General features: G+C 62.4%; 14 protein-coding genes. 13 read left to right on the top strand and 1 reads right to left on the bottom strand.

The annotated features are described in order from the left end of the window. Positions 1 to 31: 31 nt before the first annotated feature. A complete protein-coding gene (locus VJ464_22760) occupies positions 32 to 2,272 on the bottom strand; it encodes an HYR domain-containing protein (protein ID HKQ07966.1) in 2,241 nt (746 codons plus the stop codon). 308 nt (positions 2,273 to 2,580) lie between these two features. On the opposite strand from VJ464_22760, the gene VJ464_22755 reads away from it, so the two are divergent. The 13 genes from VJ464_22755 (at position 2,581) to VJ464_22695 (ending at position 24,253) form a co-directional block, all read left to right on the top strand. Then, positions 2,581 to 4,869, top strand: a complete 2,289-nt coding sequence (locus tag VJ464_22755) for a glutamine amidotransferase (GenBank protein ID HKQ07965.1) — start codon at positions 2,581 to 2,583, stop codon at positions 4,867 to 4,869. 18 nt (positions 4,870 to 4,887) lie between these two features. Next, positions 4,888 to 6,138 carry a hypothetical protein gene (locus VJ464_22750; GenBank protein ID HKQ07964.1) on the top strand — a complete coding sequence of 417 codons (1,251 nt, stop codon included), beginning with the start codon at positions 4,888 to 4,890 and terminating at the stop codon, positions 6,136 to 6,138. A 26-nt stretch (positions 6,139 to 6,164) separates the two neighbouring features. Beyond that, complete coding sequence (locus tag VJ464_22745; GenBank protein HKQ07963.1) at positions 6,165 to 8,825, top strand: tetratricopeptide repeat protein; 2,661 nt, start codon at positions 6,165 to 6,167, stop codon at positions 8,823 to 8,825. A 6-nt stretch (positions 8,826 to 8,831) separates the two neighbouring features. After that, complete coding sequence (locus VJ464_22740; protein HKQ07962.1) at positions 8,832 to 9,611, top strand: DUF4159 domain-containing protein; 780 nt, start codon at positions 8,832 to 8,834, stop codon at positions 9,609 to 9,611. A 95-nt stretch (positions 9,612 to 9,706) separates the two neighbouring features. Beyond that, positions 9,707 to 10,729: an AAA family ATPase gene (locus tag VJ464_22735; GenBank protein HKQ07961.1), complete on the top strand. Its 1,023-nt coding sequence runs from the start codon at positions 9,707 to 9,709 to the stop codon at positions 10,727 to 10,729. Positions 10,730 to 10,738: 9 nt separating this feature from the next. Continuing rightward, on the top strand, positions 10,739 to 11,650 hold the full coding sequence (locus VJ464_22730; GenBank protein ID HKQ07960.1) for a DUF58 domain-containing protein: 912 nt from the start codon (positions 10,739 to 10,741) through the stop codon (positions 11,648 to 11,650). Positions 11,651 to 11,692: 42 nt separating this feature from the next. Then, positions 11,693 to 13,720 (top strand): VWA domain-containing protein, encoded by a 2,028-nt coding sequence (locus VJ464_22725; GenBank protein HKQ07959.1) that lies wholly within the window; start codon positions 11,693 to 11,695, stop codon positions 13,718 to 13,720. A gap of 91 nt (positions 13,721 to 13,811) precedes the next feature. Further along, positions 13,812 to 17,711, top strand: coding sequence for a DUF4175 family protein (locus VJ464_22720; GenBank protein HKQ07958.1), 3,900 nt, complete (start codon positions 13,812 to 13,814; stop codon positions 17,709 to 17,711). Positions 17,712 to 17,817: 106 nt separating this feature from the next. Then, entirely contained in the window at positions 17,818 to 18,942 is a 1,125-nt protein-coding gene (locus VJ464_22715; protein HKQ07957.1) for a hypothetical protein, read from the top strand. Between the two features lie 272 nt (positions 18,943 to 19,214). After that, positions 19,215 to 20,087 carry an FRG domain-containing protein gene (locus VJ464_22710; protein ID HKQ07956.1) on the top strand — a complete coding sequence of 291 codons (873 nt, stop codon included), beginning with the start codon at positions 19,215 to 19,217 and terminating at the stop codon, positions 20,085 to 20,087. Positions 20,088 to 20,138: 51 nt separating this feature from the next. Then, on the top strand, positions 20,139 to 21,320 hold the full coding sequence (gene proB, locus VJ464_22705) for a glutamate 5-kinase (GenBank protein HKQ07955.1): 1,182 nt from the start codon (positions 20,139 to 20,141) through the stop codon (positions 21,318 to 21,320). Positions 21,321 to 21,402: 82 nt separating this feature from the next. Continuing rightward, on the top strand, positions 21,403 to 22,728 hold the full coding sequence (locus VJ464_22700; GenBank protein ID HKQ07954.1) for a glutamate-5-semialdehyde dehydrogenase: 1,326 nt from the start codon (positions 21,403 to 21,405) through the stop codon (positions 22,726 to 22,728). Positions 22,729 to 22,753: 25 nt separating this feature from the next. Then, a complete protein-coding gene (locus tag VJ464_22695) occupies positions 22,754 to 24,253 on the top strand; it encodes an N-6 DNA methylase (protein HKQ07953.1) in 1,500 nt (499 codons plus the stop codon). Positions 24,254 to 24,255: the final 2 nt, after the last annotated feature.

Raw genomic sequence — 24,255 nt, 5'->3', positions numbered from 1 at the left:
GCTTACTCAGGTTGCATGAGCGGGTTGGCGGCTACGCCCCGCCGCCGCTGCCACAGGCGCAGGTGTTGTTGGTCGTATTGCGGTCACTGATCGTGCAGCGGATTGTGCCCACAGGGATTTGCAGCGACGCCGTGCCGGTCTTGGCTGCGAAGTCCGCCTTGATCTGCACGCGCCGGTCTGTGGCGCTTTGATCGATCTGCACGATACAGCCTCTGATTGACACCTTGCCGCGGCCCGTGAAGGCCGTGCCATTGCAGCAGTAGCGATAATCGCCCGTCGCCAAATTGAACAAGACGACGTTGCCGGGGTTGGCGTCGTCTTGCAGGCAGCCGCTGAAGACTGTGACGGTGAAGCTGCATGTGGCGGTGTTGCCCGAAGTATCGGTCGCCGTGCAGGTGACGGTGGTGGTCCCCAGGGCGAAGGTCGAGCCCGAAGGCGGCGTGCAGGCCACAGTGACGCTGGGGCAATTGTCCGAGGCGGTTGGTGACGGGAAGGTAACGGTCGCGGCATTGGTGAAAGGACACGTCTGCGCGGTCACCGCCGTTTGATTGGCCGGGCAGGTAATCGTCGGCGGCTGGGTGTCGTTTACCGTGATGGTGAACGAGCAGCTTGGGCCAGCCGTCGTGCAGGTGACGGTGGTGGTGCCTTTCGGGAAGAACGAACCCGAAGCCGGCGAGCAGGTCACCGTGCCGCAGCCGCTGGCGGTCGGGGCCGGGTAATTGACCACCGCGCCGCACTGGTTCGGGTCGTTCGATTGAGTGATGTTCGCCGGGCAGGTGATCGTGCAAGCTGGCGCTGTGCAGCAGGTGAAGCCATCGGTGATCGAAATGGTATCCACCCGCCAGCCGTTGGCGACGACGCTATTATCGGAAGCTTCTCGCCAGCGCAGTTTGATGGTCTTACCGGCGAGGTTGGCGCCGAGGTTGGCAATCGTTGTGACATAACCTCCAGAGGTTCCCGACCAGGCCTGGCGGCCTGCAATCGGCGAGGCGAAGTTCACACTGATCGTGCGGTTATAACCATTCTGGACGAAGCTGCCGCCGATGCCTGCGCTGGTGATGTCAGCCCAGGTGGCGCCGCCGTCTGTCGAGACTTCCAGCACGCCGCCGTCAAAGCCGCCGCCGCTATCGTTCAAGTCGAAGAAATTCCTAAAGGTCAACTGCGCCGCAGCCGTCGTGATAGAGATCGATGGGCTGTCGAGGCGATTGTCGAGGACGTTATTCGGGGACGGCGAGAAGGCGTCGTTGGGTGCCGTGTCCGGCGACGTCGTGGAGGTCTGCCACGGCGGAGCGCCGGTAAGATTCGTGCCTTGCGACGCCGTCCAACCCGCGGGCAGGGCGGGCGCGCTTACGCCGTCGAAGTTCTCTGTCAAGACCACGTTCTGCACGCCCAGCGTGAACGTGTAAGTGAGCGTGCCATAATTCGTCGCGCCGTCCTGTAATTGAAGCGACGCCGTCAGGGTGCCGCCGCAGGAACCATTGGCGGTGAAGGTGAAGTTGCGGCAGACTATCGAACTTGGCGCGATGGCGCCGTAGTTCTGCGGGCCGCTCGGGCTGGTGACGCCGCCGGTCGCTTGCAGCGTGCCGGTGAGGGCGCTCGTTGTGCTGGCGCCGCCGGAGTTCCGGATGCACAAGCTGACGGTGACCGTTTCGTTAGGATCAATCGCGCCATTGGCCGGGGTGCAGCTTTCGCTCACCAGGGTCGCGCCTGCCGACACAATGGTAGTTCCCCCATTAATGACCTTCGTGTTCAACGCGACGCGCGAGTCGGCTTCTCCCTGCCGGCTGATGATACCGCCGCCGCAAGGCTCGCCCGATGCCCGGGCGCAGTCGCCGCCGACCAACGACCTGCCGCTCCTGGTTTGCGCATTGAAGGTCACCTTCGTTGGCTCCGGGCCGACCTGCAAGGCGCTGCGGGCGAGCGTCACCACCAGATCGGCGAGGCCGTCGCCGTCAACGTCCGTGAGGCGCGTTTTAAAGTTGCCGGCGGCGTCCGTCGAAACCATCGCCCCTGCGAACACAATCGAAGCGAGGTCGATTTCAGCCGCGTCAAAATCCGGCGTGCTCATGATGGCGAGCTGGACCTCATTGGCACGCTTTGCGTGCTTGCCATTCCTGGTTGCGGCGGGCAACAGATGGACGCCGACCTGCACCGTCTCTTGCGGTCGGCTGACATTGGCCGTCATGCGGCCATAAGGTGAAATCAGAAATGTTGTTGCTATCAAGGCCAGGACTGCACCGAGCAGCGTTCCAGTACGGGGATGCTTTTTCATGGTTCTCAGGATCCTCCAGATGATTGTGTGTGTTTTTTAGTGGTTGTTTGTGTGATCGCCATCCTGCCCGATCAGACTACTTGTTGGTAGCGAAGAAAAGCGCGCTCATCTTAGTTCCTGCCGGGGCGCCAAGTCAAGTAGCCCGCCAAGCGCCTTTCGCCTCGATGTGCGCCGCGGCGGCGGGACGGGTGGGGCCGCGTCCCGCCGCCGGCAAATTCGGTTTTGCGCCTTTTCGCATGAGCCAGTAGAATATGTGCCAAGCACTCACATCGCAGGGACAGGCGCGTACCGGCGAGGGGGTAGGTTGTTTGGAACAGCTTGTCAGCTTTCTGTTTAAATACCGCGAGACCATTTTCGCCAAGAGTCAATTTGCTTTCGGCGCGCGACCGTCTGTGTGGGCGGTCGTCGTGTTGCTGGCAGTGTTGGCGGCATTGCTCTATTACCTTTATGCCGGGGCGTCTTTGAAATTACCGGCGAACTGGCGCGCCGCGTTGATCGCGCTGCGGCTGGCTTTGCTCGTCGTCATTCTCTTTTGCCTGATGCGCCCGGTCATCGTCGTCCCTTCGGTGGTGCCGCAGTCGAGTTACGTCACCGTGCTGATGGATGACTCGGCGAGCATGAACCTGATTGACGAAGGTGGGCGCACACGGCTCGATGCCCTCAAACAGTTGATGACGGCGGACAGCCGCTTTCTCGGGCGGCTATCGGAACGCTTCAAGGTGCGGCCGTTCAAATTCTCTTCGTCAGCCGAGCGCGTGCAGTCCGCGGCAGAGCTGAGCGGCACCGGCGAACAGACCAACATCAGTGCGGCCATCGAGCAAGCCGAGCGCGAAGCCGCGGGCCTGCCGCTCGCCGGCATCGTCTTAATCAGCGACGGCGCGTCGAACGGTGAAGCCGACACGGCGCAGAATCTCGCCTCGACGCTCGCCGGCCTGCGGGCGCGCGGCCTGCCGGTCTTTACCGTCGGCCTCGGGCCGCTGGCGCTCGACGGCGACGTTGAATTGATGCGCGCCACCGCGCCGCGCCGCGTGCTTGCGGGCTCGCCTGTGAGCGCCGAAGTGCTGGTGCGCGGCGGCGGCCAGCGCAGCGTCAAGATAGACCTGACGGAAGACAACCACCTGCTGCGCTCGCAGGAAGTGCCTGTGCCGGGTGATGCGACCAGTGTGGCGCGCATCACCTTCACGCCCTCGTCGCCGGGGTTGCATCGTTACCTGCTCAACGCGCCGCCGTCGCCCGACGACCCTGTGAAAGAGAACAACTCGGTCGAGCTGCTCGTCGAAGTCATCGATGCGCAGCCGAAGATTCTTTATCTCGAAGGCGAGCCGCGCTGGGAGTACGGCAAGCTGCGCGAATCGATTGCCGAAGAGAAGAACATCGTGCTGACTTCGGTGCTGCGCTCGGCGGACGGTAAGTTTTATCGCCAGGGCGTCGAGAAGGGCGACGAGCTGACGAATGGCTTTCCGAAGTCCGAAGAAGAGTTGTTCGCCTATGACGCCATCATCATCGGCTCGGTCGAAGCGACCTTCTTCACTTTCGATCAACTGAAAGCCATCGAGCAGTTCGTCTCGCGGCGTGGCGGCACGCTTTTGGCGCTCGGCGGCGCGAAGTCGTTCAACGCCGGCGGCTACGGCAACACGCCGCTTGCAGACCTGCTGCCCATCTACATCAATGGCAACCAGACGCCGGGCGACAATCAGGAATTTCGCGCCGCGCCCGCGGACCGTGGCCGCGACCACCCGGCGGCGCGGCTGGCCGAGCAAGCCGACGCCAATCAGAAGGCGTGGGAGCAGATGCCGGCCATCACCTTGCCCGAAGTCATCAATGATACAAAGCCCGGCGCCACCGTCATCCTCGAAGCGCGCAGCACGAAAGACCGCAACCGGGTCGCGCCGCTACTGGTCGAAGAGCGTTACGGGCGCGGCCGCACCATGGCGTTGACCGCCGCCGACACCTGGCGCTGGCGGATGATGCTGGAGTCGAATAACAAATCGTTCGAGACCTTCTGGCGCAACGTGATGCGCTATGCGGTCGAAGGCGTGCGCCGGCCTGTCGAGGCGACGACCGAGCGCGCCGTCTACGGCACAGGCGAGGGCGTCCGCCTGCGCGCGGAGGTTGGCGATGAGAAGTACTTGCCCATCGCCGGCGCGCAGGTCACGGCGCATGTGACTTCGCCTTCGGGCCGACAGCTCAACGTCGAGTTGAAGCCCGCAAACGAGAATGGCTTTGAAGGCTACGAGGCGGCTTTTCACCCGGATGAGCAGGGCGCCTATCGCGTTGAAGTCAGCGCCGCGCTACGCGGCGCGCAGGCGAAGACGCTGCGCCCGGCGCAGACCAGTTTCATTGTCGGGCCACTCAACCGCGAAGCCCGCGACGCGGCGCAGAACCGCGAGCTGCTCAAGCGCATCGCTTCCGACACCGGCGGGCAGTATTACACCCTGTCGCGGGCCGAGGACATGATCGAAGACCTGACGCACACGGGCGGCGCCGGCTCGATCCGCGAGACCAAAGAACTCTGGGACATGCCAATTAACTTCCTGCTGGTGATCCTGCTGGCGGGCGGCGAGTGGTTCATCCGCAAACGCAAGGGGCTTGCTTAGGCGCGTTCAGGTAATCAGATGGAATCATCAAATAAAAAGCCGACGCGGCGACGCGGCGACGCGGCGACGCGGCGAGGGAAAGGCGCACAGACTGATCATCGTCATTTCTTTCCCCGTGTCGCCGCGTCGCCGCGTCACCGCGTCGGCTTTCCCTTTCCCCGTGTCGCCGCGTCGCCGTGTCGCCGCGTCGCTTTAATCTTGTGTGTCGCGCTCTGTGCATGCAGCGCCAGCGCCGGGCGCGTGACGAATCTCAACTCACAGCCGCCACAAGAGGCGAAGCCTGCCGCGCAAGAAGCCCCCGCGAACAACAAGAAGCCGCGCGCCGTGGTTGACCCGCACAAGTTCGCGCTGATCGTTGCCGGCGTCGGCGGCGAAGAGGCTTACACAAAGAAATTCACGGCAGAAGCCAACCAGCTCTACGACGCGCTGACGAACCGGCTGGGCTTCGATGAGAAGAACGTCTACCTGCTGAGTGAAAGCGCCGGCACGCCAACAGAGGGCGCGCACGACGCCAACCTGCCGCACGCGGCGCGCTCGACCGCCGAGGAAGTCCGTAAAGCGATGGCCGCCATTAAATCGTCAGCCAGCGCCGATAGCTTAGTCTTCGTTATGCTGATCGGGCACGGCTCGTTCGACGCGCAGCAAGCCAAGTTCAATCTCGTCGGGCCTGATCTGGCCGCCAAGGATTACGCGCAGCTTTTATCCGCCTTGCCGACGCGGCGCGTCATCTTCATCAACAGCGCCAGCAGCTCAGGCGAGTTCGTCAAGCCGCTGGCGGCTGAAGGCCGCGTCGTCATCACGGCGACGCGCAGCGGCAACGAGCAGAACGCCACGATGTTTGCTGAATACTTTATCGCCGGCCTTTCAGACGACGCCGCCGACGCCGACAAAAACGGGCGCATCTCGGTGCTCGAAGCCTTTGCCTACGCCACCAAGCTGACGGCGGATTACTACAAGTCGAAGAATCGGTTGGCGACCGAGCATGCGTTGATAGACGACAACGGCGACGGCACAGGCCACGAAGAAGCCACCGCCGGCGACGGCACAGTGGCCAAGACCATGTACATCGACTCGAAGCCGCTGGCGCAGGCCGCCGGTGACGCAGAGCTGGCCCGCTTGCTCGGCGAGCGCCAGCGGTTGGAAGAGGCGGTTGAAAAACTGAAAGCCCGCAAGGCCGAGCTGAAGCCGGAAGAGTATGAGCGGCAGCTCGAAGACTTGCTCGTCGAGCTGGCGAAAGTGAATCAAACGATCAAGGCGAAGCAGAAGTAACCTCAGGCATAGAAGAGGGGCAGTAAATGAAACGGCTTGGATTATTCGTACTCATTTTTCTTTTAGGCTGCACGTTCAATTCGGGCGCGGCGCAGGAAATCTCTGCCCAGCGCGCCGAAGAGCTGTTCCGTCACGGGAGCTACAAAGAAGCCGCCGCGATGTTCAACGCGCTGCTTGCCAGGAGCGCGAGTGACGAGCAGGCGCAGCGTGGCCTGGTCAACGTGCTGGTCGAAACCGGGGATTATCCGCAGGCAGAGAGTAAGGCTAAAGCGTTTCTCAATGCGCGGCCTAATGATGCCGCGCTGCGCATTGCGCTAGCGGAAGTCCGCTACCAGACGGGCCGCTACGCCGAAGCCGCCACGGATTTCGAGCGCGCCGCTCGCGATGGGAAAGGCGCGGTGATGTTGCGTGCCGTGCTTGGCCAGGGAAGGGCGCTGCTCGCTCAAGGTAAGACTGATGAAGCGCAGGCGGTCGCCCAACAAATGGTGCGCTATTTCAACGACCAGGGGCCGCGCAGCGCCGAAGAACTATCGCTCATCGCCGAGGGCCTGGTGCTGCTCGAAAAGTACAAAGAGGCCAACGAGCTTTTCCAGGACGCGCGCGCCGCCGACCCGGATTACGCCGAAGCCTTCATCGCGCAGGGCGAGTTATTAAACGAGAAGTACAGCTACCTCGAAGCCCTGTCTTTGTTTGAAGACGCGCTGAAAATCAACCCGAACTCGCCGCGCGCCCTGGTCGGCCTGACCGAGAGCAAACAGAACGGCGCCGTCAGCTCGTCGCGCGATAAATCATCCGTCCGCGTCGCCAGCGAAACGCCGCCGGCGGTCATCGCTCATGCCCTCGCGGTCAATGCGAGCCTGGCCGACGCCCATGCGATGGACGCATGGATGGCGCTCGAAAGCGAAGACTATGACGCGGCGACGAAAGCGGTTGACCGCGCGCTTGCCGCCAATCCCAACTCGGTCAAGGCCATCTCAGTGCGCGCCGCGATCTTCTACCTGACAGACAAGAAGGCCGAGCTTGAGGCCGAAACCAGACGGGCGCTGGCGATCAACCCGAAGGCCGGCGAATTCTTCGACACGCTGGCGCACTTCGCGGTCAACAACCGCCGCTACGCCGAAGCGGTCGACTTCGACCGCCGCGCCGTCGAGCTGTCGCCGCACCTGTGGGCGGCGCGCACCCAGCTTGGCATTCAATTGCTGCGTGTGGGCAAGATTACAGAAGGCCGCGCCGAGCTAGAGCGCACTTTTGCCGGCGACCCGTTCAACCTCTGGGCCAAGAACACGCTCGATTTGCTCGATTCGGTGAAGGATTTCAACGACACGGTGCGCGGGCCGTTTCTGCTGAAGACGGCGGCAAAAGAGACCGGCGCAATCGCCCAGTATGCCGCCGACCTGCTCGAAGAGGCGCACAAGAAGCTGACCGCGCGCTATCGCTTCACGCCGCGCGCGCCGATTGCGGTCGAGGTCTTCGACAACCACGAAGATTTCGCCGTGCGCAGCCTTGGCTTGCCGGGATTGGGGGCGCTCGGCGTCTGTTTCGGGCAGGTGATTGCGATGGACAGCCCGTCGGCGCGCGACATCGGCGAATTCAACTGGGGCAGCACGCTGTGGCACGAATTCACGCACGTCATCACGCTCGAAACCACCGATCACCGCATCCCGCGCTGGTTCTCGGAAGGGCTGTCGGTGTTCGAGGAGCGCCGCGCCCGACAGGGCTGGGGCGATAACTGGTCGCCCGAACGACTGCGGGCATTCGCCGATGGCCGCTTCACGCCGATCAGCGAGCTGGACGCGGCGTTTACCCGACCGCGCACGCCGGACGGCGTCACCATCGCTTACTTTCAAGCCTCGCAGGTCTGCGAGTTCGTCGAAGAGAAGTACGGATTCGACGGCATCCTGCGCATGCTGGCGCTCTACAAAGAAGGCCGGCGCACGCCCGATGTTTTGCAGCAGGCGTTGAAGCTCGCGCCCACGGATTTCGACAAGGCGTTTAACGATTACCTGCGCGGCAAGGTCGGCGGCTATATCGAAGCGCTCGGCGGCGCGATGCATGGCCCGGTGAATCAAGCGCCGTCAAAAGAGGAATTGCTGGCGACGCTCAAGCAGCGCCCGAACGATTACTTCGCGCACCTGCGGTTGGGCGCGTTGTTAAAGCGCGAAGGTGACATGGATGGCGCGATTGAGCATTCAAAGCGCGCCGCGGAAATCTACCCTTACTACGCCGGCGCCGGCAATCCTTACGCGCTGCTGGCGGAGATTTATGAAGCGCGTGACGACAAGCGCGCGGCCATCGCGGCGCTCGAACAATTGACGGCGCACAGCGAAACCAGCGTCGAGGCGATGGCGAAGTTGGCGCGTTTGCGCCTGAGCGTCGGCGACCGCGCGGGCGCGGTCGAAACCTTGAAGACAAGTTTTTACATTCAGCCATTTGATGCCAGCTTGCACAAGCTCGCGGGCGATGTTTATCTTGATTTAAGCAACCCGACGGAAGCGGCGCGCGAGTTCCGCGTCGTCGTGGCGCTGGCCCCTGCGGACAAGGCGGCGGCACATTACGATCTGGCCCGTGCCCTGGATGCGGGCGGCAATCGCGCCGAGGCCCGCCGCGAAGTTCTCAGGGCGCTTGAGATCGCCCCCGGCTTCGACAAGGCGCAGGAACTGTTGCTCAAGCTCAGAGGAGGGAATTAGGCGTTGATGCGTAAACATATCCTCATCCTCATGCTTATCCTGCTGGCCTTTTCGTCCGTGGTGTTTGCGACATCGGCTGCCGGCGATCATTCGCCGCGCTACGAAGACGAGCGCTTCGGCGAGAAGAAAGACGAATCCAACAAGTTCAAGTTTGCGCGCGTCAAGACCGGCCCGGTCGCGCCCTGGAACTGCATCGGCGATCATTGCGCGCCCTGGTCGCACGATTACCCGGAAGCCGGATTGCACTTCTCGAAAATCCTCAAAGAGCTGTCGAAGCTCGACGTGGTGCAGGAAGAGAACGAGTACATCTTTAGCTTCGACGACCCGAACCTCTTCAAGTACCCTTTCGCTTACATGTGTGAAGTCGGCTACATGGACATGAGCGATGCCGAGATTCAAGGGTTGCGTGAATACTTGCTGCGCGGCGGCTTCCTGCTCGTAGACGACTTTCGCGGCGCGCAGGATATGAGCGTCTTTCAGTACTACCTGAAGCGGGCGCTGCCCGAGGCCGAGTTCCAGATGAAGCCGCTCGACGTCTCGCACCCTATATTCAATTGCTTCTTCTCGATCAAGTCGCTTGAGCTGCGACCCATCTATCGCGGCGGCTACACGCCGCAGTTCTTCGGCATCGAAGACAAGCACGGGCGGCTGATGATGATCATCAATTATAACTACGATGTGAGCGATTTCTGGCAGTGGTCGAACGACCCCTTTCAGCCCATCGAAGACACCAACAGCGCTTACAAGTTCGGCGTCAATTACGTCTTTTACGCGCTGACGCACTAAAGAAAATTGGTTTCTGGTTTCTAGTTTCTGGTTTCTGGTTCGCCCGACCGAATCAACCAGGAACCAGGAACCAGGGACCAGGAACCAGAGGTAGAATGGCAATAGATACTCAGGAAATCATTCAGGAAGACGCGTTGCTGGAAAAGCTGCTCGCGGCGCGCGAGCAGCTTCTTCACGAAGTTCGCAAGGTTATCGTCGCGCAGGATGAAGTCGTAGACCAGGCGTTGATGTCGCTGATGGTCGGCGGCCACGCGCTGGTCACCGGCGTTCCCGGCCTGGCGAAGACTTTGCTGATTCGCACCATCGCTAACGTGCTCGACCTGACCTTCAAGCGCATCCAGTTCACGCCCGACCTGATGCCGTCCGACATCACCGGCACAGACATCATCGAAGAAGACCGCGCCACAGGCCACCGCGCCCTGCAATTTATCCGCGGGCCGCTGTTTGCCAACATCATCCTCGCAGACGAAATCAACCGCACGCCGCCCAAGACGCAGGCCGCGCTGCTCGAAGCCATGCAGGAAGGCGCGGTGACCATCCAGGGGACGACCTACGCGCTGCCCAAGCCGTTTTATGTGCTGGCGACGCAGAACCCGATTGAGATGGAAGGCACCTACCCGCTGCCGGAAGCGCAGCTCGACCGCTTCATGTTCAACATACAGATCGGCTACCTGAGCGAAGACGACGAGGTCGAGGTCGTCAACCGCACGACGACGGTGGCGGAGTTGAACTTTGAGCAGAACGTTTCGGGCGCCGACATTCTCGCCTTCCAAAAACTGGTGCGCCGCGTGCCGGCATCCGAAGCCGTCACGCGCTATGCGGTCAGGCTGGCCAGCGCCAGCCGCCCCGTGGCGGCAACCGCGCCGGATTTCGTGCGTCGCTGGGTGACCTGGGGAGCGTCGCTGCGCGCTTCGCAGTTCTTGATCCTCGGCGGCAAGGCGCGGGCGATCATGAGCGGGCGCTATAACGTCAGCGTCGAAGACGTGCGCGCCCTCGCCTACCCGATTCTGCGTCACCGCATTCTGTTGAACTTCCATGCAGAGAGCGAGCGGGTCAAGCCTGATGACGTGATTCGCCGTTTAATCGAGACCGTGCCCGAGCCGAAGTCCGGGTTGTAAAGGGTACGCATGGCGCAGAGCTTCACGCAACAAAGCGGGGCGCGATTCCTGGCTCCTGAAGTGCTGGCGCGCATCAGCTCGCTTGAGCTAATCGCTCGCTCGGTGGTCGAAGGCTTCATCTCCGGCCTGCACCGCTCGCCTTACCTCGGCTTCTCTACAGACTTCGCCGAGCATCGTCAGTACATGCCCGGAGACGACCTGCGCCACCTTGATTGGAAACTGCTGGGGCGCACCGACCGGCTCTACATCAAAAAGTATCAGAGCGACACCAACACACAGATTCATCTGCTGATCGATGCCAGCGCCTCGATGAATTATGCCAGCAAGGATGTGACCAAGCTGCAATACGCGCAATATCTGGCGGCGTCGCTGGCTTACCTCGGCGTGCGCCAGCACGATTCCGTCGGCCTGCACACCTTCGACGAAGAGACTATCGAGCATGTGCCGCCCAGCTCGCGCACAGGCCACCTGCGTACCCTGCTCGGCGTCATCGAGCGCATCACGCCGGGCGGCGGCACACGGCTGACGGAGCAGTTGCACCGGCTGGCCGAGCTGCTGACGCGGCGCGGCATCATCGTGCTGATCTCCGACCTCTACGACGAGCCGGAGCGCATGATGCAGGCGCTAGAGCATCTGCGCTTCAAGGGCAACGAGGTGATTGTCTTCCATGTGCTTGACCGGCAAGAAGTCGAGTTTGATTTTAACGAGCCGCTCGTCCTGGAAGACGCCGAGAGCGAAGAACAGTTGCACGTTCTTCCCGACGTGTTGCGCGACGAGTATCGCCGGGCGATGCGCCTGCACATTGACGCTTTGCAAGAGAGCGCGTCGCGCAACCGCATCGATTATGAGTTGCTGAAGACTTCAGAGCCGCTCGATAGCGCGCTCTTTTCATATCTGGCGCGGCGCTCGCAACTCGGTTAGCGGTGATTGAGCGGTGATGTTGAAGCAGACCCTATGGCGTTTTTGAATCCAATATTTCTGTTTGGGGCGCTGGCGGCGACGCTGCCGGTGCTGGTCCATCTGGTGCGGCGAACGCGCGCTGTCCGCTTGCAGTTCCCGTCCTTGATGTTCCTGCGCCGCATCGAGCAGAAGACGATTCGCAAACGCCGCTTGCGCAACCTGCTGTTGCTCTTGCTGCGCTCGGCGGCGCTCTTGCTGCTGGCGCTCGCCTTCGCGCGGCCTTACTTCACCGGCACCAGCAGCGCCTCGGCGGCGAGCACACAAACCAGTAGCGTCATCCTCATTGATGGGTCGTACAGCATGCGCTATGGCGATGTTTTCAACCGCGCACGGCAGGCGGCGCGCAATGCCATAAGCGACGCGCCCGCCGGTGAGCAGTTCGCCATCGTCGAGTTCTCGCGCAGCTATGATGTCGTGATGCCGTTGAAGCCGAGCCGCGACGAAGCGCTCGCCGCCGTCGCCGGTCTACAACCCGGGTTGGGCTCGACCGATTACCTGCAAGCCGTACAGGCCGCCATCTCTCTGCTCAAAGACGCTGGCGGGCAGAAGCGCATCCACCTGATCTCTGACTTTCAAGACGCCGGCTGGAATCGCGGCGCGCCGCCGGTCAAGCTGCCCGCGGACATCAAGCTCGTCCCCGTCGACGTGTCCGACGCGCAGCCGACGAACCTTGCCGTCCTCGAAGTCAAAGCCGACCCGGTCGTCTATCAGCAAAAGTACGCCGGCAAGCTGACGGCGCGCGTCGCCAACTTCGGCGCCGAGCCGGTGAGCAACGCGACGGTAGATTTCAAGCTCAACGATCTGACGGTCGAGCGGCGGCAGTTGAAGCTCGACGGCGGCGAACAGGGAGTCGTCGAGTTCAGCGGCTTCAATGTGCCTGACGGCGCTAACCGCGCTTCGGTTGAAATTAGCGGCGACGCGTTCACACTCGACGATAAATTCTATTTCACGGTGCGCCGCGAAGATCAGAACAAGGTGCTGGTGATTGACACGGCAGTGCGCGGGCGCGGCGAGAGCTTCTTCCTGCAACAATCGCTTGCCGCCGGCGAGAACAATCAATACGCGCTGACCGTCAAGACCGCGGGCACCACCAGCCCCGGCGAACTGGAAGCCTATCGCGTCATCATCGTCAACGACGCCGGCAGCCTGAGCGAAGGACTGGCGGCGGCGATCAAAGCGTTTGCCGAGCGCGGCGGCGGCGTCATCCTTGCCGCTGGCCGCCACACCGACGCCGCGGAATTCAACCGCGCCTTTGCCGGCCTGGCGCCGGCGCAGATCGGCGAGGTCGTGCAATCGCGCAGCTATGCGCTGATGAGCCAGATCAAGAGCGACCACCCCATCTTTGCGCCCTTTCAACGGGGCGGGCGGCTGGCTTCGACGCGAGTCTATGGCTACCACCGCGCCACGGCCAATGATGGGACGACGACCATCGCCGCGCTCGACGACGGCAACCCGATCATTGTCGAAGGGCTTACGGGACGCGGCAAAGTGTTGCTGATGACGACGACGCTCGACACCACCTGGAACGACCTGCCGCTAACGCCGATGTTTCTGCCGCTGGCGCGACAGATGCTCGAATACCTCGGCGGGCGCGCCCAGCCTGCGGCTTACACCATCGGCCAGGTGATCGCCGCGTCGGCCGATACGGATGGCTCACAGCCGGCGATTGATAACCCGGCGGGCGGGCGGCTGAACGACGCGCGGCAAAATCCGACGGGCGAGCTGGCGTTCGATGCCGCGGAGATTGGCTATTACAAATTCCGCTATCGCAACCGCAACGAATTCGCGGCGGTCAATCTCGACACCCGCGAGTCGGATTTTGCCAGGATGAATGTGGACGACTTTGTCGCCAGCCTGACCAGCGCGCCGGGCGACCGCGAGGCCCAGCCCATCCAATCGCCGCACATGACCGCCGAAGAGACCGAAGCGCGGCAGCGTTTGTGGCTGCCATTACTTTTGCTGTCACTGGCCCTGTTTGTCGCCGAAGCGGCGCTGGCGCGGCGCATCCGCCTTGTTAAGTTAGTCGGATGACGGCCGGGAACCTTGCGGGGGCGACAACGAAGGGTCGCCCCTGCAAAAGAAATTGTCTATACTCACTCCATCAGCGAGAGGAGAACGCGCGATGAGTTCACACGAAAAGAGCCTCAATCAGTTAATTGCTCAAGTTCGTTCGCGCATCCGGGCGCGGCTGGCGCTTCGCGGGCTGGCGATCACCCTGGCCGTCTTCGCCGCGTCGCTGGTGCTTGCGGCGCTGCTGGCCGGGCGCATACATCACAAGCCGGGCCTCTTGCTCCTGCTGCGGTTGCTGCCTCTGGCGCTGGCCTGTGCGGCGGGCTTGCTGTTCATTCTTCGCCCGTTGCGCGGGCGGATTGCCGACCGGCAGATCGCCCGCCTCATCGAAGAAAAAAGCGCGCTTTCGGATCGCCTGTCGACGGTCGTCGAGTGCAATGAGAATCTCGGCGGCGCGTCGCCGGCCATCGTCTCTCGTTTGGTCGAAGACACCGCCGCGCGCTGCTCGCGTCTGCGCCTCGATGACGTGGTTGATCCGCGGCAGTCGTATCTGTATGGCGCGGCCTCGATGGCGATCTTGCTGGTGCTGATGGGCTCGCTCTTTTTCGGGCCGTCGCCGCTCAGCTCCGGCATGAGCTCGCTTTACTCGATTGGCGACGTCATCGCCAACACCAAGACGATCAACGTGACGCCGGGGACGGCGCGGGCGCCGCGCGGCTCGGATCAAAAAATCAAAGCCCAGCTTGCAGGCTTTGACTCGGACAACGCGCAGGTCTTCATCCGCCGCAACGGCGCGGACGTTTACGAAGCGCACTTGATGGAGCCTGCACGCAACCCTAACGAGTTTCAGTTCGTCATCTTCAACATACAAGATTCGATTGGCTACTATGTCGAAGCGGGCGGCATTCGCTCTGACGAATACGAGCTGACGGTGGCCGACCTGCCGTTCGTCAAGCAGATCGATCTGCTGTTGAACTTTCCCGGCTACACGCATCTGCCGGCCAAGCGGATTGAGAACACCGGCGAGGTCGCCGCGCTCAAAGGCACGGTCGTGCAGGTGACCGCCAAGCTGTCTGCTACGGCCAAAGCGGCGCGCATTGTGTTGAACGACGGAACGAAGATCGAGATGGCCGCCGATGGCGAGAGCCAGTTCGTCGGCAGCCTGACGGTCAAACAGAACGGCACCTATCGCATTGAACTGACCAGCCTGGACGGCGAGCGTTACAACGGCTCGAACGAATTCGACATCACGCTGCTCGAAGACCACGCGCCGACGGTGACGATTGACAAGCCCGGGCGCGACATGAAGGTCACCAGCATTCAGGAGGTTTTCTCGCAGGTGCGCGCCGAAGACGATTTCGGCGTCACTTCAATTGAGCTTTATTATTCGGTGAATGGCGGCGAAGAGAAGCATGTCGCCCTGCAAGACCTGAAGACCGACACGCCGAAGACCTTGAGCGGCGCGCACACCTTCTTCCTCGAAGAGTTCGGCTTGCAGCCGGGCGATTTTATCTCCTACTACGCCAAGGCGCGCGATAACGGCGCTGATGGCGGACAGGCGTCAACCAGCGATATTTACTTCCTCGAAGTGCGCCCCTTTGACCGCGAGTTTCGCCAGGCGCAACAGCAGGGCGGCGGCCAGGGCGAGGGCGAACAGGACTCGAACGCGCTGACCAGGCGGCAGCGCGAGATCATCGCCGCGACCTTCCGCTTGCAGCGCGAGCAGAACAACTACACGCCGCAGGAGAAGGCCGAGAATTTCGGCGCCGTGACGCTCAGCCAGGAGAAATTAAAGACCGACGCCGACGCGCTGATCGAGCGCATCCACCGGCGGCTCGGTGACCAGCTCAACGCACAGCCGCAATACGCCAAGCTGGTTGAGTACGTGACGCAGGCCGCAAAGGAGATGACCGAGGCGATCCCGCAACTGCATAGCGAGAAGCCGAAAGAGGCGTTGCCGCCGGAGCAGCGGTCGCTGCAACAACTGCTGCGCGCCGAAGCTATCTTCCGCGAGATTCAGGTCGCCCGCGGCGAATCTCAGGGCAGTCAGCAGCAACAGCAAGAGCAGGACATGGCCGACATGTTCGAGTTGCAGCTCGACAAGATGAAGAATCAGTACGAGACCGTGCAGCGCCAGCAGGGTCAGCAGCAGAGCCAACAGCAGGACGAGATCGCCCGCCGGCTGGAGGAGCTGGCGCGGCGGCAGCAGCAACAGCTCGAACAGCGCATGCGCCAGCAACAGCAGGGCAACAATGGCGGTGGCGGCGGCTCGCAGCGCCAGCAACAGGAGATGCTCGATGAGGCGCAGAAGCTGGCGCGCGAGCTTGAGCGGCTAGCGCGTGACCGCCGCGACCCGAAGCTCGAAGAGGCGGCGCGGCAGCTTCAACAATCCGCCGACGAGATGCGCCGTTCGCAGGCGGCGCAGTCGCAAGCGAATTCACAGCAGGGCGGGGGCGGCGAGCAGCGCCAGATGGAAGCTCAGGCGCAAGCCATGCGCGCCCTGCAACGCATGGAGCAGGCAAAGCGGATGCTCGAATCGTCGCGCAGCACAGGCGGCCAGCAGAGCCTACAGCAGTTGCGCCAGCAGGCCGAAGAGGCATTGCGCAAGCAGGACGAAATCAGCCGCAAGGTTGACGACATGGCGCGCAACGGCGAGGGCGCTAACAGCCAGGAGAAGAAAGAGCAGGTTGCCGAGAGCAAGCAAGCACTCGCCGACAAGATGACCGGCCTTGAGCGCGACCTCGACTCGACGGCGCGCAATCTTGGACAGGACAAGCAGCAGGCGGGCGACAAGCTGCGCGAGGCGGCCAACGCCATTCGCAACAACCGCATCCCCGACCGCATTCGCGCCAGCAGCCAGTTGATCGAGAACGGTTTTATGGATCAGGCGCGGGACCGCGAGCGGACGATTCGCGGCAACATCGAAGAGGTGTTGAAAAACATCCAGGCTGCCGAAGGCGGCGCCGGTCGCAAGACGCAGGGCGAGAGCCTGGAAGACGCTTTGAACCGCGCCCGCGAGCTTGCTGATAATTTGGAATCGTTGCGCCGCAAGATGGAAGGGCAGAGCGGCGAGCAGTCGCAGCAAGGTCAGCAGCAAAGTCAGCAGGGGAATCAACAGGGACAACAAGGGCAAAAGGGGCAGCAAGGGCAACAAGGTCAGCAGAGCGGCCAGCCGCAAGGGCAACAAGGTCAGCAGCAGGGCCAGCAAGGCCGCCAGGGTCAACAGGCCGGCCAGCAGCAAAATCAGTCGGGCCGGCAACAGGCGCAAAGCGGCTCGCAGAGCCAGTCTCGCGGCCAACGCGGTCAGCAGGCGGGCCAGCAGCAAGGCCAACAGCAAGGCCAACAAGGTCGGCAATCCGGTCAGCAAGGACAACAAGGACAACAAGGTCAGCAGGGCGGCCAACAATCCGGTCAGCAAAGCGGTGAGCAGGCTAGTCAGCAGGGACAACAGGGACAGCAAGGCCAACAAGGACAACAGGGCCAGCAAGGACAGCAAGGTCAGCGCGGGCAGAGAGGGCAGCGCGGCGGGCAGCAGGGCCAACAAGGTCAGCAGGCCAGCCAGCAAGGCTCGCCCAGCGGCCAGGGCAGTCAGTCGAGCGAGTCCGCATCGTCTCCGGAGGCATCCGAAAGAGCCGGCGGCGGCCCGCCGCGCGCCAGCGGCGACCGGCAGACCGCCAGCGAGTTGCGCGAGCGCGTGAAGGACGCCGAAGAGTTGCGCCGCGCCCTCGGCCACAATCAAGACCTGGCGCGCGACCTCAACCGCATCACCGAGCAGTTGCGCAAAATCAATCCCGACGCCTTCAATGATCCCTCGCAACTGGCGCTGCTCAAGAACGAAGTCATCGAGCCGCTGCGCCAGATGGAGATCGAGCTGGCGCGCCGCCTTCAGGCCAAGCTCGGCAACAACGGCTCAGGGGCGCTCAGCGATGGCGATGCCCCCGACCGCTACCGCAAATTGATCGAAGAGTACTACCGCCGCCTGTCGGCGCGTTCGCCGGAGGCCAAACCCTAGAGCGGCGCTCGCTTGGATGTAGCGCAAGCTAACCGCTTGCGCATTGAGCGGCGCAAGCGGTTAGCTTGCGCTACGTGGCAAACGCAATACGGAGTTTTGAGTGGACATGAAACCAGGAAGAATTGTTTTATACCGCATGCTTCTCGCCTTCGTGCTGAGCGCGTTGCTGGTCACCGGCACCGCCAGCGTCAACGCTAAAGACCATAAGGCGTTTGCCGCGCTGTCGGCGCGCCTTTCAGAGCCCGGCGGTTACTTCGATTCCGATAACCTGATCTCAAACGAGACCTCCTATCAGCATGTGCTGATCAAGATGCGCGAGCTGGGCACTTCGGGAGGCGTTTATCTGGGCGTCGGGCCGGATCAGAATTTCACTTACATTGCGCGCATCCGTCCGCATATGGCGATTCTCATCGACATACGCCGCGACAACCTGCTGCAACACCTGCTCTACAAGGCGCTGTTCGGGCGCGCCCGCAACCGCGTCGAATACCTCTGCCTCTTCTTTGGCAAGCCCTTCCCGAAGTCGAAGGGCTGGGAGCAGAAGACGATCAAAGAGCTGGTCGATTACATGGACAGCACCCCTTCGGACACCAAGCTCTTCGAGAAGTACGCCAAAGACATTCGCAGCGACATACAGAAGTTCGGCTTGCCACTGACGCAGCAAGACACCGACACGATCAACAAGATTCATCGCGCCTTCTTCACCTCCGGGCTCGACATCCGCTATTCGAGCTATCACCGCCCGCCGCGCTCGATCTATCCGACCTACCGCGAGCTGCTGCTCGAACATGACCTGACCGGCCAGCAGAACAACTACTTCAACTCGGAAGACGATTTTCAGTTTCTCAAGAAGATGGAGGCCGACGACCTGATTATCCCGGTGGTCGGCGACCTGTCAGGGCCGCAAGCCGTCAAAACTATTGGCGCCTACTTGAAGGAAAACAAAGAGCGCGTCTCGGCCTTCTACGTCTCGAACGTCGAGTTCTATTTGCAGCGCCAGGGCACCTTCGACAAGTGGGTCGAGAATCTGAAGTCGCTGCCGATTGACGACCACAGCCTGATCATTCGCAGCTACTTCAACTACTATGCGCCGCCGCACCCGCAGGCCGAGCCGAATCACTTCAGCACGCAGTTGCTACAAAAGATCGATGACCTTATCAAGATGTGCGCCGCCGGCGATTGCGACCGTTACGAGGACATCGTGACGAAGAACTCCATCCTCCTGCGCTGAGCCTTTGCACACCTCGAAGAGGGCCGCCGGGCGCAGCTCGCCGGCAGCGCAGCGGCCCGCCCGTCCGGGCTTTTCCGGTGAGCCATGCGCCAACGCGCTAAGGTGTATGAGCAAGCAAGGGGGCGCACGCTCCCCATAACCGGGCCGGCTGTATCGCACAGCCGGCTCACTCTTTTTTCGACGAGCCCGGCTGGCCATTTCTCAATCGCCTTGTTTTCCTGCCGCCTTTCCATCCATACTTTTTCTGAATTTCAAATCAAGGTCTGAAGACGATGAATGGTGACTGTGTGCAAGAGATTCGCATCAATGATTGGCGCGATTTGAGCGAGCGGGTTTACGAAGGCTCGTGGGAGGCAGGGATTGCGCGCTTTCGCTCGAACGTCGCCTTCCGCGGATTGTCCGACGCGAATTACGCCTTGAAGAGCGGCCTTGTCCGCCTCGGCGGCTCGTCGGAAAAACTCGAAGGCCACCTGCTGCGGAACTTCCGCAAGTATGCGCGGCGCGACTCGGCGCCGGATTCGCTCTGGGATTGGATGGCGCTCGGCCAGCATCACGGCTTGCCGACGCGCTTGATTGACTGGACCTATTCGCCCTACGTGGCCATGCATTTTGCGACCGCGCGGCTCGAAGACTTCGAGATCGACGGCGTCATCTGGTGCGTAGACTTTGCCGCGGCCAACGAGCTGATCCCCAAAAAGCTGAAAGATGTGTTGCGCGAAGAAGGCTCGTACACCTTCACCGTGGATATGCTGAACAGCGTCGCCAAGACGCCGTCAGAGTTTGACCGGCTGGCGCATGAGCCTTTCGTCGTCTTCTTCGAGCCGCCGTCGCTCGACGACCGCATCGTCAACCAGTTCGCGCTCTTCTCGCTGATGTCGTCGCCGACCGCGGCGCTCGACGACTGGCTGATCCATCACCCGCAGCTTTGCCGCAAGATTATTATCCCGGCGGCGGCCAAATGGGAAGTGCGCGACAAGCTCGACCAGGCAAACATCACCGAGCGCGTTTTGCTGCCCGGACTCGATGGCTTGAGCAGCTGGCTGCGACGTTACTACACGCCGCGCACCCAGCCGATCAATCAGGAGAAAGCGCGCGAGGCTGCCGAGATGCTGGCCAAAGAGACCGCCGGCAATGAGTCGCACTGAAGCGCGCGGCTTGCGGGTTTTGGTCAAGCCGATAACCCCTGCATCCCCCGTATGAGCATGGCTAGCGAAGAACCGAGACGCATCATCAACGACGCCCGCCGCGTCGTCATCAAGCTGGGGACGGCGGTGTTGATGCGCGAAGATGGCGGGCCGGCGCTCTCGCGCTTCTATGCATTCATCGAAGCGATTGCCGATCTCAAGCGCGCCGGCCGCGACGTCTTGCTGGTGTCGTCGGGCGCGGTGGGGTTTGGGGCGCAACGCTTAAACCTGACGCGCCGGCCGCAACTGCTGCCGCTCAAGCAAGCCTGCGCCGCCATCGGTCAGGGCCGGCTGATGGCGCTCTACGCCGAAGGCTTTGACCGCCTCGGCGTCACCACCGCGCAGGTGTTGCTGACCGAAGAGGATTTTTCCAACCGCCAGCGTTACCTGAACCTGCGCGGCACGCTCGGCAAACTGCTTGAGCTGGGCGCGCTGCCGATCATTAACGAGAACGACACGGTAGCGACCGCCGAGCTGGAATCGGAAGAGGCCGCGCCACAGGTGCGCGTCAATTTCGGCGACAACGACAAGCTGTCGGCGCTGGTCGCCAGCAAGACCGAATCCGACCTGCTGCTCATCCTCACAGACGTCGATGGTCTCTACACGGCTGAGCCGAGCAGCAAGGACGCACGGCTGATCCCGCTGGTGTCGGAGATCACGCCGGAGATCGAAGCCCTGGCGCGCGGGCCCGCCTCGGCGTCAAAGGTCGGGCGCGGCGGCATCGGCACGAAGATCGAAGCCGCGCGCATTGCCGCCCGTTCCGGCTGCGCCACGGTCATCGCCGGCGGCAAGCTGCCGCAGATCATCTCGCGCATCTTTGCCGGCGAAGCCGTCGGCACGCTCTTTCTGCCGCAGTCGGGGCTGCCGGGCAAGCGCCGCTGGATCGCTTTCGCGACCACGGTGAAAGCGGCGCTCATGGTCAACGAAGGGGCGCGCCGCGCCCTGGTCGAGCGCAAGGCGAGTCTGCTTGCGGCAGGGGTGATCGAGGTGCGCGGCACGTTCGAGCGCGGCGATGTCGTCAGCGTCATCGATGAAGGCGAGCAGGAATTCGCGCGCGGCATGGTCAACTATTCGAGCGACGAAGCGCGCCGCATCAGCGGTCAGCATTCGACGCGCATCGATGAGTTGATCGAAGACCGCAACTACGATGCCTTGATCACCCGCGACAACATCGCCTTCCTTGAGACCCGGTGATGCATGTGGCGCAAGGCGGTTAGCTTGCGCAGCGACTCGCGCAAGCTAACCGCCTTGCGCCACACGGCAAACGTAATCGAAGATGACTTCAGTAATCGAAGCCGCACGAAAAGCCAAAGCCGCCTCGGCGCAACTCGCGCGCATGACAGGCGCGGCTAAGAACCGCGCCCTGGCGGCGATTGCCGGCGCGCTCGAATCTCAGGCCGAGGCGGTATTTGCGGCCAACCGCCGCGACCTTGAGCGCGCGCGTCAGCTCGTTGAAAGTGGCGAGATGGCTGAAGCGCTATACCGGCGGCTGAAACTCGACGAAGCGAAGCTCAGTGACATGGTGGCGGGCGTCCGGCAGGTCGCGGCGCTCGCGGACCCTGTGGGCGAAATCACCTATGCGATGGAGCTGGATGAGGGCCTGCGCCTCTATCGTGTGAGCTGTCCGATTGGCGTCGTCGGGGTGATCTTTGAATCGCGCCCCGATGCGCTGGTGCAGATCAGCGCCTTATGCCTGAAGAGCGGCAACGCCGTGCTGCTCAAGGGCGGGCGCGAAGCCGAGCATTCAAACCGCGCCTTGTTTGAAATCATCCGGGCGGCGGCGAAAGGCGCGGGCTTGCCCGCGGACGCAATGGCTCTGCTTGAACGGCGCGAAGACGTGGGCGAGATGCTCAAGGCGGAAGGCTCGGTCGATTTAATCATCCCGCGGGGATCGAATGCGCTGGTGCGATTCGTGCAGGAGAATACCAACATTCCTGTGCTTGGCCATGCCGATGGCTTATGTCATGTCTACGTTGACCGCGCCGCCGACCTTGAGAAAGCGTTGGCGATCACGGGGGATGCGAAGCTCGGTTACCCGGCGGCTTGCAACGCGGTCGAGACCTTGCTGGTTCACCGCGACGTGGCGCGAGAGTTCCTGCCGCTTGTCGCCCCTGCGCTCGCAGCGAGCGGCGTTGAGGTGCGCGTAGACCATCGCAGCCGGGCCATCGTCGGGCGCGAAAAAGTGAGCGAGGCAACCGAAGCCGATTGGGGCATGGAGTACTGCGACCTGATCCTGGCCGTCAAGATGGTGGATTCGCTCGACGAAGCCATCGCCCACATCAACACCTACGGTTCACGTCATACAGAGGCGATCATCACCGAAGACGCGGCGGCCTTCGAGCGCTTCTTTGCCGAAGTGGATGCGGCGGGCGTTTATTGGAACGCCTCGACGCGGTTCGCTGACGGCTTCCGTTATGGCTTCGGCGCAGAGGTCGGCATCAGCACGGCGAAGCTACACCCGCGCGGCCCTGTGGGATTGGAAGGGCTGGTGACTTACAAGTACAAGCTCATCGGCGCAGGCCATACGGTCACCGACTATTCCGGCCCAGGGGCCCGGCGCTTTACTCACCGGCGAATCGATGCCAGGACAGACAACGAATAAGTTGCAACCACAAACGCGACGATCAATGCGGCACGAGCGCGCGGCGCTCAGAGTCAAAGGCCAGTTCTGGACGCCTGAGTGGGTGGCCGACGCGATGGCCGCGTATGTTCTCGGCAATGGCGCCGACCATCTTTTCGATCCGGCAGTCGGCGCCGGCGCGTTGTTTCAGGCGGCCAGGCGAATCGCCTCAAAAGCCGGGAAAACCGTCACGCTTTATGGCACCGAGATTGACCCGCAGGCTATCGCGCAGGCGCAGGCGGGCGGCCTTTCATCTGCTGATCTGGCTGCGGTCGAGATGCGTGACTTTGCGATCAATCCGCCGGCGCGGCGATTCCGAGCGATTGCCGCCAACCCGCCCTACATTCGCCATCATCGCCTCTCCCACCAAACTAAGGCCCTGCTGCGACAGTTCAGCGCCGACCTGCTTGGCAAGCCTTTGGATGGCCGTGCAGGGCTGCATGTTTACTTTCTATTGCGGGCGCTGACTCTGCTTGAAGGCGGCGGGCGGCTGGCTTTCATTATGCCCGCAGACACCTGCGAAGGCGTCTTTGCGTCTGCACTCTGGCGCTGGATCACTGAACGCTTCCGACTCGATGCCGTCATCACGTTTGCTTCGGCGGCCTCGCCATTCCCCGCCGTCGATACGAATGCGGTCATCTTTCTGATTGAGAATTCGTTGCCGGTGACGCGCCTGCAATGGGCAGAGGTGACTGCCGCCGACCGCCACGCTTTGATAGATTGGGCGGCGTCGGGGTTTACCGAATCAAATGGCGCGGCACTGGCGGTGATTGAGCGTGAATTGAAAGAGGCGCTCGCGACCGGCCTGTCACGGCCTCCGGTGGCCACGGCCCACACGGGCGCAACGCTGGGCGATTTTGTGACCGTCATACGCGGCGTCGCGACCGGCGCGAATGAATTCTTCTTTCTCACCACACGGCAAGCGCAAGCCTTGCGCATTCCAGGCGACTTGCTGATTCCTGCCGTCGGGCGCACGCGCGATGTGACCGGCGATGCAGTGACCGAGGCGACGCTAAACGAGCTGGCGCGGAAGGGCAGACCGACATGGCTGTTTTCTCCCGATGGCCGCCCTCTCGATTCATTCCCGCCAGCGGTGCGCGATTACCTTCTGCAAGGCGAGCAGATGGGGATTCACCGGCGCACACTGATTGCCACGCGCCAACCCTGGTACAAGATGGAAACGCGCCGCGCGCCGCCATTTCTGTTTGCTTATCTTGGACGGCGCAATGCTCGATTCATCCGTAACTCTGCCGGGGTCTTACCCTTAACCGGCTTTCTCTGCATCTATCCGCGTCCAGGCCGAGAGACGGATAGCGAAAAGCTCTGGCAGGCGCTCAAGCATCCCGACACCGCCGCCAACCTGCGGCTGGTCGGCAAGTCTTACGGTTCGGGCGCGATCAAGGTCGAGCCGCGCGCCCTCGAACGCTTGCCCATCCCCGCGCATGTGCTGGCAGAAACCGGATTGCTTGACACACCGCGCCGCGAGCAACTGGCCCTGACCCTTTAGCG

Source organism: Blastocatellia bacterium, from assembly GCA_035275065.1.
Lineage (GTDB): Bacteria > Acidobacteriota > Blastocatellia > UBA7656 > UBA7656 > DATENM01.
The sequence above is the reverse complement of the archived record's forward strand: the minus strand, read 5'-3'. Positions and strand labels throughout refer to the sequence as shown.

Coding starts and splice junctions, on each gene's coding strand:
- proB (HKQ07955.1), top strand. CDS start 20,139: ATGAGCATGGCTAGCGAAGAACCGAGACGCATCATCAACGACGCCCGC.
- VJ464_22700 (HKQ07954.1), top strand. CDS start 21,403: ATGACTTCAGTAATCGAAGCCGCACGAAAAGCCAAAGCCGCCTCGGCG.
- VJ464_22715 (HKQ07957.1), top strand. CDS start 17,818: ATGAAACCAGGAAGAATTGTTTTATACCGCATGCTTCTCGCCTTCGTG.
- VJ464_22730 (HKQ07960.1), top strand. CDS start 10,739: ATGGCGCAGAGCTTCACGCAACAAAGCGGGGCGCGATTCCTGGCTCCT.
- VJ464_22745 (HKQ07963.1), top strand. CDS start 6,165: ATGAAACGGCTTGGATTATTCGTACTCATTTTTCTTTTAGGCTGCACG.
- VJ464_22710 (HKQ07956.1), top strand. CDS start 19,215: ATGAATGGTGACTGTGTGCAAGAGATTCGCATCAATGATTGGCGCGAT.
- VJ464_22720 (HKQ07958.1), top strand. CDS start 13,812: ATGAGTTCACACGAAAAGAGCCTCAATCAGTTAATTGCTCAAGTTCGT.
- VJ464_22750 (HKQ07964.1), top strand. CDS start 4,888: ATGGAATCATCAAATAAAAAGCCGACGCGGCGACGCGGCGACGCGGCG.
- VJ464_22735 (HKQ07961.1), top strand. CDS start 9,707: ATGGCAATAGATACTCAGGAAATCATTCAGGAAGACGCGTTGCTGGAA.
- VJ464_22760 (HKQ07966.1), bottom strand. CDS start 2,272: ATGAAAAAGCATCCCCGTACTGGAACGCTGCTCGGTGCAGTCCTGGCC.
- VJ464_22695 (HKQ07953.1), top strand. CDS start 22,754: ATGCGGCACGAGCGCGCGGCGCTCAGAGTCAAAGGCCAGTTCTGGACG.
- VJ464_22740 (HKQ07962.1), top strand. CDS start 8,832: ATGCGTAAACATATCCTCATCCTCATGCTTATCCTGCTGGCCTTTTCG.